Genomic DNA, 13,953 nt, shown 5'->3' with positions numbered 1-13,953 from the left:
CGCGCCCGGCCGCGCTCAGCGCAGCCCGGGGACCTTCGACTCCGCCTTCACCCGGTACATCTGCGCGTCGGCCTGCTCCAGCAGCTCCGCGGCGGTCGTGGTGGCGCAGTCGCTCAGGCTCAGGCCGATGCTCACGCCGACCCGCACCTCCTCGCCGGAGTGCAGCGCCACGGGGGAGCTGACCGCCGCGCGGATGCGCCCGGTGATCGAGTCCGCGGCCGCCGGGGAGTCCAGGTCCTCGCAGAGGATGACGAACTCGTCCCCGCCGAGGCGGCAGACGGTGTCGGCCGGGCGGACGCTCTCCCGGATGCGGGTGCCGATGACCCGCAGCAGCTCGTCCCCCGCCGCGTGCCCGTACGTGTCGTTGACCGGCTTGAAGCCGTTGAGGTCGCAGAACAGCACCGCCAGCGGCCGGCGGCTGCGGCGCGCACGGTTGACGGCCAGCTCCAGGTGGTCCATGAGCAGCACCCGGTTGCCCAGCCCGGTCAGGGGGTCCTGCAGCGCCAGCGCCGCCAGCCGCTCCGTCTCCGCGTGCCGGTCGGTGATGTCGGCGGTCTGGGTCACGGCGTAGTACGGGGTGCCGTCGGAGTGGGTCACGACGGCGGTGGACACCGACACCCACACGACGCGGCCGGTGGCGTGCAGGTACCGCTTCTCGTACGTCACCGAGCCCGCGCCCTCGGACAGCAGCTGCTCCCGCGCCTCCTCCTCGCGCTGGAGGTCGTCGGGGTGCGTGAGCTGCTGCACGCTCATCGTCAGCAGGTCGGCCTCGCTGCGCCCGAGCATCGCGCAGTACGAGTCGTTGACCCGCAGGACGCGGCCCTCCCGTCCGGGGGTGAGGTCGGTGAGGACCATGCCGACGGGGGAGCGGTCGAAGGCGTGGCGGAAGCGCTGCTCCGCCTCGCGCAGCTCGTCGGCGGCCTCGCGGGCGTCCGTGACGTCGCGCAGGACGCTGATCGTGCGGTCCAGGGCGCCCGTGACGTCGCGCACGGCGACGGTGACGCACTCGGCGATGCGGGTCGCGCCGTCCGCGCGGCGGAACAGGAAGTCGCCCGTCCACAGGGGGTGGGACTCCAGGTGCAGGTTCACGGCGCGGCGGCGCGCCTCCTGCGTGGCGGGGTCCTCCAGGCCGACGCCAGCGTCGCAGCCGCCGAGGAGCAGCACCTCCCGCGGGAGACCGGTCATGTCGGCCATCGCGGGGTTGCAGTCCAGCAGGGTCCCGTCGGCGGAGATGATGAGCACGGCGTCGTGGATGGCGTCGAACACCGCGGCCTGGCTGCGCAGCTGCTCCTCGACGTAGCGCTGGCGGGTGATGTCCTGCACGTGCCCGACGAGGTGCTGCGGCTCGCCGTGCTCGTCGCGCACGAGCGCCACGGCGGCCTCGACCCACACGGTGTACCCGCCCGCGTGCAGGTACCGCTTCTGCAGGGCGTAGTCGTCGACGTTCCCGGCGACCAGGTGCTCGACGAGGCCGACCTCGCCCTCCACGTCCTCGGGGTGGGTGATGTCCTGCCAGGTGCGGGTGCGCAGCTCCTCCTCGCTGTAGCCGAGGATGCGGCGCAGCGCCTCGTTGGAGTGCAGGAAGGTGCCGTCGAGGGCGGTCAGGACGATGCCCACGGGGGCGTTGTCCAGGGCGAGGCGCCAGCGGGTCTCCGCCTGCTCCAGCCGGACCCGGGTGCGGCGGCGCTCGGTGACGTCGTGGAAGACCGCCACGGCCCCGTGCAGGCCGGCGCTGGTGTTCAGGGGCCGGCCGGAGACCGCCAGGACCGTCTCGGCGCCCTGCCCGGTGTCGCGGAGGAGGACCTCGACATCGTCGGTGCTCTCCCCGGCGATCGCGCGGGCCAGGGGGGTCTCCGAGCGGCGGAACCGGCTGCCGTCGGGGTGCAGGACGCGGTAGCCCTCCAGCCAGAGGGCGGGGTCCTCGCAGGTCCCGGCGGGGTCGAGCACGGCCCGGGCGGCGTCGTTGTGCAGCAGCGGGCTGCCGTTCTCGTCGACGACGACGACGCCGTCGCTGATGCTGTTCATCACGGCGCCGAGCAGGGCGCTCTGCTGGCGGGCCTCGGCCTCCGCCGAGCTCAGCATCGTGTTGAGGGCCTCGAGGGCGTTCTGCTGCTCGCGGCGGCCGGAGACGTCGCGCAGGAACGCGTGGCACCACCAGCCGTCCCCGACCGCGAGGGTGCTCAGGGACATCTCCACGGTGAGGCGGCGGCCGTCGCGGTGCAGGGCGGGCAGCTCCAGGGTGCGGGCGGTGAGGGAGCGCTCGCCGGTGGCGGCGAAGCGGGCCATGCCGCGGCGGTGCGCCTCGCGCAGCTCCTCGGGGACGATCAGCTCGGCGAGGTCGCGGCCGACGGCCTCTGCGGCGCGGAAGCCCAGCATCTGCTCGGCCGCGGGGTTCCAGTGGGTGACGGTCCCGGTGGTGTCGGTGGCGACGAAGGCGTCGGGGCTGGCGGCGAGCATGGCGGTGAACAGGTCGCCGCCGTGCTCGCCGGCCGGCCCGCTCCGCCCGTCCGCCTGCCGCCCGGCGGCGCCCAGGACGTACCGCACGGCGACGGCGGCGAGCGCGAGGTGGACGAGGAGGAGGCCGCCGAGGACGGCGAGGGGCAGGGCACCCGTCAGCGGGGTGCCCGTGAGCTGGGTGCCGGTGGTCGCGGGGGTCCCGGCGGCGAGGGCGACGAGGACACCGGCGCCGGTCGTGGCGGCCCCGGTGAGGGCGGCGAGCAGCAGGGCCCCGCCGCGCGCGGGCAGCGCCGAGGCCGGGGCGGCGCACCGCACCCGGGGAGTCGGCTCGTCCGGCATGCAGGTGTTGTCGTCCCGGACGGGGCCGCACTTGACGGCCGCCGCGCGCCGGGGCGCCCGGGCGGGGCGACATCACCCGCCCGGGTGTGCGGGCGGGGGTGCGCGGTGACCCGGCGGTGACCCGGCGGTGGCTCAGACGAGCGGGACGACGTCCGCGATGGTGTCCACCACCCGGTGCGGCCGGAACGGGAAGCGCTCGACCTCCTCGCGCCGGGTGGAGCCGGTGAGCACCAGGAACGTGCGGAGCCCGGCCTCGATCCCGGCGACGACGTCGGTGTCCATCCGGTCGCCGATCATGGCGGTGGACTCCGAGTGCGCCTCGATGCGGTTCATCGCGGAGCGGAACATCATCGGGTTCGGCTTGCCGACGAAGTAGGGCTTGGCGCCGGTGGCCTGGGTGATGAGCGCCGCGACGGAGCCCGTGGCCGGCAGCGGCCCCTCGGCGGAGGGGCCGGTGACGTCGGGGTTGGTGGCGATGAACCGCGCGCCGCCGCCGATGAGCCGGATGGCCCGGGTGATGGCCTCGAAGGAGTAGGTGCGGGTCTCGCCGAGGACGACGTAGTCGGGGGCGGTGTCGGTGAGGATGAACCCCGCCTCGTGCAGGGCGGTGGTGAGCCCGGACTCCCCGATGACGTAGGCCGAGCCGTTCGGCATCTGCCGGGACAGGAAGTCCGCCGTGGCCAGGGCGGAGGTCCAGATGGCCTCCTCGGGGACCTCCAGGCCGCTGCGCGAGAGGCGGGCGGCGAGGTCGCGCGGGGTGAAGATGGAGTTGTTCGTCAGCACCAGGAACCGCCGCCCGGTCTCGACGAGGCGGGAGAGGAACTCCGCCGCACCGGGCAGGGCCCGTTCCTCGTGGACGAGCACGCCGTCCATGTCGGTCAGCCAGCACTCGATGCCCTGCTGCTCGCCCTGCGGTCCGGACACGGGTCTCCTCGGCTCGTCGGTGCGCTCCCGGCCGCTGGTGCGGCCGCTCACGGGGTGTCCCAGCCGTCGAGGACGGCGCGGGTGCCGGACAGGCCGAGGCGGGTGGCGCCGGCCTCGATCATCGCGCGGGCCTGCTGCGCGGTGCGGATGCCGCCGGAGGCCTTGACCCCGAGGCGCCCGCCGACGGTGGCGGCCATCAGGGAGACCGCGTGGACGCTGGCACCGCCGGCGGGGGAGAAGCCGGTGGAGGTCTTCACGAAGTCGGCCCCGGCGTCCTCGGCGGCGCGGCAGGCGCCCACGATCGCCTCGTCGGTCAGCGCGGCGGACTCGACGATCACCTTGAGGACGCCGGGGGCGGGCACGGCGGCGCGCACGGCCAGGACGTCGCGGCGCACGGCCTCGAAGTCCCCGGCGAGGGCGGCGGCCACGTCGATGACCACGTCGACCTCCTGCGCACCGGCGGCGACGGCCTCGGCGGCCTCGGCGGCCTTGACGACGCTCGTGTGCTTGCCGGAGGGGAAGCCGCAGACGGTGGCGACGACGAGGCCGGTGCCGTCCACGGGCAGCATCGAGGGGGAGACGCAGACGGCGAGGACCCCGAGGTCGCGGGCCTCCTCGCACAGGGCGGCGACGTCCGCGGCGCTCGCGTCGGGCCTGAGCAGCGTGTGGTCGACGAGGCGGGCGACGTCGGCGCGGGTGAGGGCTGCGGTCACGGCGCGATCCTGCCAGGTGGCCGCCCGTGCCCGTCGGCGGCGTGCCCGTCGGCGGCGCACCCTCCGGTGCCGGAGCGTCCGGGAGTACGCTCCGGCGACCCGGACCTCCCACCGCGTGACCGGATCCCGACGGGGGAGCCGCCCCGGTGGCCGCCGGCCCCGCCGGAGGGGGTGTGCGGTCCGGCCGGGGCACAGGGGCCGTGCGGCACCGGCAACCCGGCGCACGCCCGTGAGGCCCGGGATCCCGGACGAGCCGCGGCGGACGGCCGCCGGCTCGGGGAGGGGCCGTGCGCCGGCGCCCGGGCGCGGGCGGGGCGAGGGGAGGACAGGCACGTGAAGGCACCCCAGCGGGCGGTCGAGGTCCTCGTGGAGCTGGCGGACACCCTCGTGACGCCCTTCGACGTCATCGAGATGCTCCAGGTCCTCGTCGAGCGCTGCGTCGAGCTGCTCGACATCGACGCCGCCGGGCTGGTCGTGCCGGACGACGGCGGCCGGCTCCAGGTCGTCGCCGCCTCCTCCGAGGAGGCGTTCGTGCTGGACCTGCTGGAGCTGCAGGGGGAGGAGGGCGGCCCGTGCGTCGTCTGCTTCACCACCGGCGAGCAGCAGGTGAACCTCGGGCAGGCGGAGCTGGTGGCGCGCTGGCCGGTCTTCGCCGAGGCCGTCGGCAGGGCCGGTTTCCGCTCGGTGCACTCGCTGCCGCTGCGGCTGCGCGAGGAGGTCGCCGGGGCCGTCAACCTCTACTGCGCGCGGGCGCAGCGGCTGGAGCCGCAGGACGTGGCCCTGGGGCAGGCCCTGGCCGACATGGCGACCATCGCGATGCTGCAGGAGCGGGCGCTGCGCCAGCGGGAGATGCTGGCCGAGCAGCTCCAGCACGCCCTCGGCAGCCGCGTCCTCATCGAGCAGGCCAAGGGCGTGCTCGCCGAGCGCTACGGCACGGACATCGACACCGCGTTCCACGTGATGCGGGCGCACGCGCGGCGCACGGGTCACCGCCTGACGGACGTCGCGCGCGTCGTCGCCCACGGCGGGCAGCTCCCCCTGGGGCCGGTCCGCTCCTGAGCAGACCATGAAGTGCTAGCCCGCAGTGCACGACTGCTCTACGCTGAGTGTGCACTCGCTGCCCGAGACCCCGGTGGCCCTCCCTCCAGCCACGACTCCGGAGTCCACCGTGCCCGAACGCCGCCCAGCGCCGCCCGCACCCCCGGGCGGCGCGGCGTGAACCAGCAGCGGCTCACCGCAGTCCTCGCCGAGTTCGCCCGGACCCTCCTCACCGACTACTCGGTGGAGGCGATCCTGGAGCACCTGGTGCTCCGTGTCGCGGAGGTCGTGTCGGTCAGCGGCGCCGGCGTCGTGCTCCTCGAGGGGAGCAGGCCGCACTTCGTGGCCGCCACCGACTCGGTGCTCCCGCAGGTGGAGACCCTCCAGGACCTCTACGACGAGGGACCCTGCCTGGAGGCCTGCCGCACGGGCCAGCCGGTCCTGGTGCCCGACCTCACCCGCGACGAGCGCTTCCCCCGCTTCGCGCCGGCCGCGGTGGCCGCCGGGCTCGGCGCCGTCTTCACCTTCCCCCTGCGCTGCGAGGGCCGGCTCCTGGGGGCGCTCGACCTGTACTGCTCGGACCCCCGCGAGCTCACCGGCGCGGAGTTCGGCGCCGCCCAGCTCCTCGCCGACGTCTCCGCCGCCTACGTCGCCAACGCCCGCTCCCGCGTGGAGGCGCACGCCACCGCCACCGAGATGGAGCGGCGCAGCCTCCACGACCCCCTCACGGGGCTGGCCAACCGCGCGCTGCTGCTGGACCGGCTGACGAGGGCGCTGCTCCTGGCCAAGCGCTCGCAGACCTCCGCCGGGGTGCTCTTCGTCGACCTCGACGACTTCAAGCGCGTCAACGACCACCACGGCCACCACGTGGGCGACGAGCTCCTCGTCGCGGTCGCCGGGCGCATGCAGGGCGTCCTGCGCCCGGGGGACACCCTGGCGCGCCTGGGCGGGGACGAGTTCGTCATCGTCTGCGAGGGGCTCTCGGGCGCCGGGGAGCTGGACGGCGTGGTCGCCCGCGTGGTGGCCGCGTTCAGCCGGCCGTTCCGCATCGCCGGGCACGACCTCGACGTCAGGTCCAGCATCGGCACGGCCGTGGGCGGCGCGGCGGACGAGGCCCCGCACCAGCTCCTGGAGGCGGCGGACCGCTCGATGTACCTGCACAAGGGACCCGGCCCGCACTCCGGGACCGGCCGCGGCGTGCGCGGCCCGGGGCCGCGGGGTCGCCGGCCCCTGTTGGAGCACGAGCTGGGCGAGGTGATCGCCGACGGCTCCCTGCGGCTGGCCTACCAGCCCGTGGTGGACCTGGCCACCGACACGTGGCTGGGGGTTGAGGCCCTGGTGCGCTGGCCGCGGCGGCTCGGCGGCGACGACGTCGGCGCCGCGGACATCGTGGCCGCCGCGGAGCGCGCGGGGCTCATGGTGCCCCTGGGGGCGTGGGTCCTGGCCCGCGCCTGCGCCGACGTGCGCAGCTGGCAGGACGTGCCCGGCGCGCCGACCGGGGTCTCCGTCAACGTCTCGACGACCCAGCTCGCCCACGCCGCGTTCGCCGACATCGTGCAGGACGTGCTGCAGCGCAGCGGGACGGCGCCGGGCGACCTCTGCCTGGAGATCGCCCGGCCGCGGGCGGTGGAGGAGGTGCCCGCGCAGGCGCTGCGCACCGTGGGCCGCCTGCGGGAGGCGGGGGTGCGCATCGCGGTGGACGGCTTCCTCGACCGGCGCAGCGCGTTCGGGCCGGGGGCGCGGATCCCGCCGGACGTCGTGAAGATCGGGCGCCCCTACGTGGGCGACCTCGGCCGCGAGCCGGTGGGGGAGGCGGTGGTCACCTCGATCCTGAGCCACTGCGCGCGCATCGACGTGCGGGTCATCGCCGAGGGCATCGAGACGACCGGGCAGCTGCGGCGGCTGCGGGACCTGGGGTGCCTGGAGGGGCAGGGCTACCTGCTGGGCCCGCCCCGCTCGCTGGAGGAGCTGCGCCGCGACCTGGTCTCGGTGGGGGACCCGGCCCCCGGCGGGTGAGCCGCCCGCAGGACGTCCCCACCCCGGGTGCGCGGGCCGGTCGCGGGGACGTTCAGCGCCGCGACGCCGGCGCGCCGCCTGCGGGACGTCCCCGCGGCGGGGGACCGGTGTGCGGCACGGCGTACCGGACGAGGACGAGGTGCGCGCACCACGCCACCGTCGCGCCGAGGTAGAGGACGAGCAGCGCCGCGAACGCCAGCGACAGCCGGCCGCTGCCCGTGGCGGCCGCGTGCACGGTCAGCGCGCAGGCCGCGGCGGCGAAGGCCAGGGTCGCCGCACCCAGGCCGAGGACGTCGTCGCGCAGCCGCCGGCGCAGCTCCGCCTCGTGCTCCGGGGACTTCCAGTACGCGGGGGAGGGCACGTTCACCAGCTGCAGCGGCACGCGCGCCGTCAGGGCCGCCAGCCCCGCGAACAGCCCGGCGAGCAGCGCCGCGACGAGCGCGTCGGCGAGGAGGAGCTCCCCGCGCTCGCCCCAGCGGTCGGCGTGCAGCCCCGCGCCGAAGTGCAGCGGGACCCGCTCGGGCAGGACCACGGCGGCGACGGCGAGGACCACGGCGTGCAGGAGCGCGCTCGCCAGGAAGGCCGCGCGTGCCATGCCGCCAGCCTGCCACCGGCGCGGCCCGCGGCGCACCCCGTCGCGAGGGTTCCCGCGGACCCGGTGCGGCGGTGCAACCCCGGCCCCGCCCGGCGCGTAGAGGAGGGCAGGAGGTGGTCCGGTGCGCGAGGACCTGGAGGCGTCGTTCGACGCGTTCGCGGCGGCGGCGATGCCGAGGCTGCGGCGGCTGGCGTACGCGTGGTGCCGCGACTGGCACCGCGGCGACGACCTGGTGCAGGACACCCTGGAGCGCCTGTACGCGGCGTGGCCGCGGGTCCGGCAGGACGGGGAGCCGTTCGGTTACGCCCGCACGACGATGCTGCGGCGGCTGCTGTCGGAGGAGCGCAGGCCGTGGCGGCGGCGGGAGGTCGGCGGGTTCGTCGCCGGGCCCGGTGACCCGGCCGCGCGGGGCGCCGACCCGGTGGTGGGCCTGGACCTGCTGGAGGCGCTCGCCGCGCTGCCCCCGCGGCAGCGGGCGGTGTTCCTGCTGCGCTACGTGGAGGACCTGGACGTGGCCGAGGTCGCGGACGTGCTGCGCTGCAGCGAGGGGACCGTGAAGAGCCAGGCCCACCACGCCCGGGCCGCCCTGCGCGCGCGGCTCGGCGACGCCTACGACACCGCGCGCGCGGCCGGAGCCGGCAGCGGCGGGACGGGAGGACGACGGTGAACCGCAGCGTTGACGGGACCCGGGACCGCACGGGGGAGGGGCCGGAACCCGACGGGCTGACCCGCGCGGTGGCCGCCGCGGTGGCCGCCACCCCGCTGCCGCCTCCGTTGGTGAACCTCGCCGGGGTCCGCCGCCGGGGCCGCGCCCGCCGCACCGCGCGGCGGGCCGCGGTGGCGGTGCCGGTGTGCGCGGCGCTGCTGGCGGCGGGCGGGCTGGCGTGGCAGCAGCCGTGGCAGCAGGGGACCTCGACCGCCCCGGCGGCGCCGGTGCCGGCGGACGGCGCCCCGGCGGCGCCCGACGCGGACGGGCCCGCGGGGTCGTGGATGATCACGGACGGGGTAGTCGTCGCGCTCGTCGAGGCCGACCCGGCGTTCCCCGGCGAGAGCCCGCCGAGGACCGAGCTGTCCGTCGACGGGACGGACCCGGCGGTGTACACCGTCGTCGTGGACGACCCCCGGCAGGGCCCGGGCACCCGCGTGGTCGTCACCCTGGAGGACGCTCCGCCGCAGCGCGGGGGGGACAGCGTCCTGCGGGAGGTGACCTGCGGGACCGCTCCCGGGCCGGAGGTGGTCTCCTGCGAGCACGAGGTGCTGGCCGAGGGGGTGCACGTGGTGACCGAGGAGCGCCGGGTGGCCCCGTCCTCCGGGGAGGGGCAGGAGGTGGACGTCCCGTCCGCGCGGGCCGTCCACCCCCGCGGCCGGGTGCTGCGCGCCTCGGCCTACCTGGCCGACGACGCACCGCCCGGCAGCCGCCCGAGCTTCACCGCGGCACAACTGCGCACCGTCGTCCTGCACCCCCGGCTGGTCCACGTCGACCTCCCGTGAGGGCCCGGGCGTCCCGTCCCGGGGCGGCGGTGGGACGCAACTACAGTCGTGCCGTGCCGGGAGACCCCGACGAGCGCGAGGCGTGGCGGGAGCGGCGGCGGGAGGCGGCCGACGCCCACGCCGCCGCGGCCGAGCGCGCGTGGGCGCGCGAGCACGGGCGGGCGCGGGAGCTGCTCGTGGGGTTCGTGGCGGAGCTGCGCCGGCGCGGGGTGGCGCCGGTGCCGCTGGAGGCCAGGGCGGGCGGCGCGCGGCTCCGCACGGACCTGAGCGGCTGGTACCTCAAGCGCGACCGGAGCCTCGCGGTGACCCCCGAGGGCGACTACTACGTGCTGGCCGTCGCGCTGGACCTGCCCTCGCGGCTGCGGGCGCGGCTGCGCGGGGTGCACCTGGAGCCGACGGACCCGCCCCTGCAGGTGGGGCGGGGGGCGAGGGACGGGGAGTCGGTGGAGCTGGTGGAGCTGCTGCGGATGCGGCTGGCCGAGGTGGCGGAGGGTCCGGGCCGCTGAGGCGAGGGGTGCCGGAGCCAGAAACATCACTGTGCGTATTTCCAGGAGTTGCTTGCTGTAGTGACCCCAATGGGTGAACCTGAATCACGGACCGTGACGACGACGCCGGTCCGTCACTCGAACGGGGAAACCATGAAGTCGCTGACGCGTGCCGTTGTCACGGTGGTGGGCACCACGGGCCTGGTGCTGGCGGGAGCGCTGCCCGCGCAGGCCGCCGGGACCGTGGACACCGGTCCTGCCGAGCGCGGGAAGAGGATCGAACGGCCCGTGGTCGTCGCCTCCGGCGGTGTCGGCAGTTCCCTGCGCACCGTCGCCGACACCTCCGGCGCGCAGCGGTTCGTCGTCGACCACACCCTCGGCACGTGGGGCGGGCAGACCTACGTGCACTCCGCCCTCACCGGCAGGGTGACCATCGCGTGCTTCCGCGACGGCGCGCCCGTGGCGGGGACGGTCACGTCGCTGGGTGAGCGGACCGTCGGCACCGTCTCCCCCGGGCGCGGGCAGGCCAGCTACGTCGACTACGTCTCCCTCGACCCCGTCGCCCCCTCCGCCGCCACCACCCGCGGCACCGCCGACGTGTTCCACGAGGCGATCTGGCGCTCCGCGCAGGGCGCACCGGGAACGCTGACCTGCCCCGAGGGCTCCACGGCCGACTTCCACACCTGGCGGGTCACGCGGCTGGAGTCCCGCCGCTACACCGACGCCACCGGCGCCCTGACCGGTTCCACGAGCCGCCGCGTCCAGGGCACGCTGTCCCTGCGCAGCCCCGCCTGAGGAACCGGCCGCGTCCGGCCGCCCCGGGTCAGGAACCGCCCTGCGCGCTGAGGTAGAGGCGTCGCACGACGTCCTCGACGTCCGGTTCCTCCACCGCCAGGTCCCGCACCGCCGCGCGCCGCGACACCTCCGCCAGCACCGCCGCGGCCGTCGCGCCCTCCCCGAGCGCCAGCCGCTGCCGCGCACCGCCCGCCTCCGCGGACACCAGCGTCGTCCCCGGCACGTCGCGCAGCTCCGCCGCGGGGCCTTCGAGGTCCACCACCAGGACCCGCTGCGCACCCACCCGGCGCACCAGCCCCGGCAGGTCCCCGGCGTAGGCGAGCCGGCCGGCGTCCACGACGAGCACCCTGTCGCACAGGCGTTCCACGTCCCGCATGTCGTGGGTCGTCAGCAGCAGGGTGGTGCCGTGCGCGGCGCGCTGCTCGCGCAGGAACACCCGCAACCGCTCGCTGGACAGGACGTCCAGCCCGATCGTGGGCTCGTCCAGCAGCAGCAGGGGCGGGGAGTGCAGCAGCGCCGCCGCGACCTCCCCGCGCATCCGCTGCCCCAGCGAGAGCTGCCGCACGGGCGTGCCGAGGAACCCCGCCAGGTCCAGGCGCTCGACGAGCTCCTCGCGCCTCGCCGCCACCGCCGGCGCGGGGAGGCGGTGGATCGCGCCGAGCAGCCGGAAGGAGTCCGCGAGCGGCAGGTCCCACCACAGCTGGGAGCGCTGCCCGAACACCACGCCGATCGAGCGGGCCAGCTCCCGGCGGCGGCGCACCGGGTCCAGGCCGCACGTGCGGACCGTCCCGGAGGTCGGCACGAGGATCCCGGTCAGCATCTTCACCGTCGTGGACTTGCCCGCCCCGTTGGCGCCGATGAGCCCGACGGACTCCCCGGCCCCCACGGCGAAGGAGATCCCGTCGACGGCGGCGCGCACGGTGCGCTCGCGCCGCAGCCGCCCGGCGCGCCGGTGCACGACGTACTCCCGGCGCAGGTCGCGCACCTCCACCAGCGGGCCCGCCGAGGACCCGTCCCCCCTCACGACCCCGCCCCCGTGTAGTGCCGCACCCCGCTGCGCCACACCAGCAGCGCCACGCCCCAGGAGGCCAGCGCGAACAGCGGCCCGCACCAGCCCAGCCACGCGGGCGTCCCGGGCGGGCCGGGCAGCTCCAGCAGCGCCAGCACCGGCAGGTACGCGGTGGCGGTGGCGGGCACGACGTACGTGAACAGGTACCGCAGCCCGCTGCCGTAGGCGGCGGCCGGGAACTGCGCGGCGAAACCGCCGCCGTAGGTGAAGGAGTTCACCACCTCCCGGCCCTCGACGAGCCAGAACTGCAGCGCGGCGGCGACGACGAACAGCGCGGCGAACACCGCGGCGCCGGTCAGCGGCGCGCTCGCGAGCAGCACCACCTTGGCGGGGGTCCACTCCACCCCCGCGCGCGGCAGGACCACCACGAGGACGGCGACGGCCATGCCCACCCGTCCCAGGCGCCGCAGGGACACGTCGCTCGTGACGAGCTGGCCCAGCACGGAGGCGGGGCGCAGCAGGAAGGCGTCGAGCGTCCCGGTGCGCAGGTAGGTGGGCAGCGTGTCGACGTGGCCGACGACCATGTCGGCCAGCGCGAACCCCGCGTTGGCCACCGCGAAGACCAGCCCCGCCTGCCACGGGTCCAGGCCGCCCAGGGTGCTGACGTGGGTGAACAGGACGTACACGGTGACCAGCTCGACCAGGCCGAAACCCGTGTCCGCCAGCACGGCCACCGCGAACGAGGAGCGGTACTGCAGCTGCGAGCGCAGCCGCGAGGCGATGATCGCGGGGTAGGGGGAGCGGACGCGCTCAGCCACCCTGCACGACCAGCCTGCGGGTCCCCGCGGCGAAGGCGGCGCGCCCGGCGAGCAGGAGCACCACGAGCCACAGCACCTGCACGCCCACCGCCGACAGGGCCTCCGCGCCGGCCAGGCGGCCGGTGAGGACGTCCACCGGCGTCTGCAGCATCGAGGGGAACGGCGTCGCCAGCGCCACGGCGCGCAGCCCGTCCGGGAACCAGTGGACCGGCAGGGACAGGCCGGTGAGCACGAGGGCCAGGACGGTGTAGAGGGCCAGCGGCCCGCGCACGTCGAGCAGCCTGAACGCCAGGCAGTTCACGATCCACTGGGCGGCGAAGGAGACCGAGGCGGCGAGCGCCAGCGCCACGATCCCCAGCAGGTAGGCGGAGGGGGCGTCCGGCAGGACGAGGCCCGTGACGAGGGCACCGACGAGCAGGGGCGGCCCGCCGCGCGGCAGCAGCGTGAACGCGGCCCGGCCGAGGTCGGCGGCCCACGCCGCGAGCTGGGGGTCCACGGGCCGGGCGAGGTCCACGGCGACGTCGCCGCTGCGGATCCGCTGGGCGAGGTCGTCGCGGCCGAAGACGGCGACGGGGGAGATGCACGCCTGGCTGACCCAGGCGTACGTGGCGGCCTGCGCGGCGTCGTACCCGGCGACGGAACCACCGGCGGCACCGACGGTCGCGGCGACGACGGCCGCCTTCAGGAGGCCGAAGACGACGTTCGCGGCGGCGCTGGCGACCATGGCGAGCCGGTAGGAGGACCAGCGCCGGAACCCGGCCGCCGCGAGGGCGGGGTAGGGGCCGGCGGACACGATGGCCGATGCTATCCAGCGCGGGGCCCCGCCTGGGGTTCCGCTCCGGCCGACCGCAGGGAGCCCTCCGTGCCGTACTTCGTCGCCACGTACACCTACACCGACGACCCCGCCGCCCGCGACGCCGTGCGTCCCGCGCACCGGGAGTTCCTGGCGCGCTTCGCCGGGGAGGAGGGCCTGCCGGAGGTGGTGCTGGTGCTGTCCGGTCCCACGGACGACGGCGGGGCGGTGCTGGTGTTCGAGGCGACGTCCCCGACGGCGGTCGAGCGCGTCCTGGACGCCGACCCGTTCACGACGGAGGGCGTCGTCGCCTCCCGGCGCGTCGTGGGCTGGAACCCGGTGCTGGGGCGGCTGAAGGACCAGGTGGGGTTCCTGGGGCTCCCCGGCTGACCGGCCGTCACGGCGGCGGGGCCGCAGGTCCGTTCGGGTGCAGGCATGACCCTGGAAGAGTGACGTTCTGTCACAACAGTGATGCGGGGT

General features: G+C 76.3%; 14 protein-coding genes. 7 read left to right on the top strand and 7 right to left on the bottom strand.

The features are described from left to right. Positions 1–15: 15 nt before the first annotated feature. The 3 genes from ACYQBY_RS18995 to deoC all read right to left on the bottom strand — a co-directional run bounded on the left by ACYQBY_RS18995 (position 16) and on the right by deoC (position 4,433). Positions 16–2,796, bottom strand: coding sequence for a PAS domain S-box protein (locus ACYQBY_RS18995; protein ID WP_459645457.1), 2,781 nt, complete (start codon positions 2,794–2,796; stop codon positions 16–18). A gap of 132 nt (positions 2,797–2,928) precedes the next feature. Next, on the bottom strand, positions 2,929–3,669 hold the full coding sequence (locus tag ACYQBY_RS18990) for an HAD-IIA family hydrolase (protein WP_459645616.1): 741 nt from the start codon (positions 3,667–3,669) through the stop codon (positions 2,929–2,931). Between the two features lie 98 nt (positions 3,670–3,767). Further along, entirely contained in the window at positions 3,768–4,433 is a 666-nt protein-coding gene (gene deoC / locus ACYQBY_RS18985; protein ID WP_459645456.1) for a deoxyribose-phosphate aldolase, read from the bottom strand. A gap of 333 nt (positions 4,434–4,766) precedes the next feature. On the opposite strand from deoC, the gene ACYQBY_RS18980 reads away from it, so the two are divergent. Together ACYQBY_RS18980 and ACYQBY_RS18975 are read left to right on the top strand one after the other, a co-directional pair. Beyond that, a complete protein-coding gene (locus ACYQBY_RS18980) occupies positions 4,767–5,492 on the top strand; it encodes a GAF and ANTAR domain-containing protein (protein WP_459645455.1) in 726 nt (241 codons plus the stop codon). 156 nt (positions 5,493–5,648) lie between these two features. Continuing rightward, positions 5,649–7,487: a putative bifunctional diguanylate cyclase/phosphodiesterase gene (locus ACYQBY_RS18975; protein ID WP_459645454.1), complete on the top strand. Its 1,839-nt coding sequence runs from the start codon at positions 5,649–5,651 to the stop codon at positions 7,485–7,487. A 52-nt stretch (positions 7,488–7,539) separates the two neighbouring features. Here the strand turns inward: ACYQBY_RS18975 and ACYQBY_RS18970 are convergent, their stop codons facing one another. Beyond that, positions 7,540–8,082, bottom strand: coding sequence for a DUF1648 domain-containing protein (locus ACYQBY_RS18970; RefSeq protein WP_459645453.1), 543 nt, complete (start codon positions 8,080–8,082; stop codon positions 7,540–7,542). 121 nt (positions 8,083–8,203) lie between these two features. Here ACYQBY_RS18970 and ACYQBY_RS18965 point away from each other — a divergent pair, with 121 nt between their 5' ends. From ACYQBY_RS18965 to ACYQBY_RS18950, 4 genes are all read left to right on the top strand, one after another. Then, a complete protein-coding gene (locus ACYQBY_RS18965) occupies positions 8,204–8,749 on the top strand; it encodes an RNA polymerase sigma factor (protein ID WP_459645452.1) in 546 nt (181 codons plus the stop codon). Further along, positions 8,746–9,573: a hypothetical protein gene (locus tag ACYQBY_RS18960; protein WP_459645451.1), complete on the top strand. Its 828-nt coding sequence runs from the start codon at positions 8,746–8,748 to the stop codon at positions 9,571–9,573. The genes ACYQBY_RS18965 and ACYQBY_RS18960 overlap by 4 nt, the downstream gene beginning before the upstream one ends. Positions 9,574–9,626: 53 nt before the next feature. Beyond that, entirely contained in the window at positions 9,627–10,079 is a 453-nt protein-coding gene (locus ACYQBY_RS18955) for a hypothetical protein (protein WP_459645450.1), read from the top strand. A 132-nt stretch (positions 10,080–10,211) separates the two neighbouring features. Next, complete coding sequence (locus ACYQBY_RS18950; RefSeq protein ID WP_459645449.1) at positions 10,212–10,853, top strand: hypothetical protein; 642 nt, start codon at positions 10,212–10,214, stop codon at positions 10,851–10,853. A gap of 28 nt (positions 10,854–10,881) precedes the next feature. Here the strand turns inward: ACYQBY_RS18950 and ACYQBY_RS18945 are convergent, their stop codons facing one another. From ACYQBY_RS18945 to ACYQBY_RS18935, 3 genes are read right to left on the bottom strand one after another with little or no spacing between them, the layout of a single operon-like run. Beyond that, positions 10,882–11,877, bottom strand: coding sequence for an ABC transporter ATP-binding protein (locus tag ACYQBY_RS18945; RefSeq protein WP_459645448.1), 996 nt, complete (start codon positions 11,875–11,877; stop codon positions 10,882–10,884). Then, entirely contained in the window at positions 11,874–12,680 is an 807-nt protein-coding gene (locus ACYQBY_RS18940) for an ABC transporter permease (RefSeq protein WP_459645447.1), read from the bottom strand. The genes ACYQBY_RS18945 and ACYQBY_RS18940 overlap by 4 nt, the downstream gene beginning before the upstream one ends. Further along, positions 12,673–13,473, bottom strand: coding sequence for an ABC transporter permease (locus tag ACYQBY_RS18935; RefSeq protein WP_459645446.1), 801 nt, complete (start codon positions 13,471–13,473; stop codon positions 12,673–12,675). Before ACYQBY_RS18935 ends, ACYQBY_RS18940 begins: the two co-directional genes overlap by 8 nt. A 69-nt stretch (positions 13,474–13,542) precedes the next feature. On the opposite strand from ACYQBY_RS18935, the gene ACYQBY_RS18930 reads away from it, so the two are divergent. Further along, positions 13,543–13,863, top strand: a complete 321-nt coding sequence (locus ACYQBY_RS18930) for a YciI family protein (RefSeq protein WP_459645445.1) — start codon at positions 13,543–13,545, stop codon at positions 13,861–13,863. Positions 13,864–13,953: the final 90 nt, after the last annotated feature.

The sequence above is a fragment of the Kineococcus anabasis genome (assembly GCF_054590795.1).
Note: the sequence above shows the minus strand (reverse complement) of the source record. Positions and strands in the feature narration are given on the sequence as shown.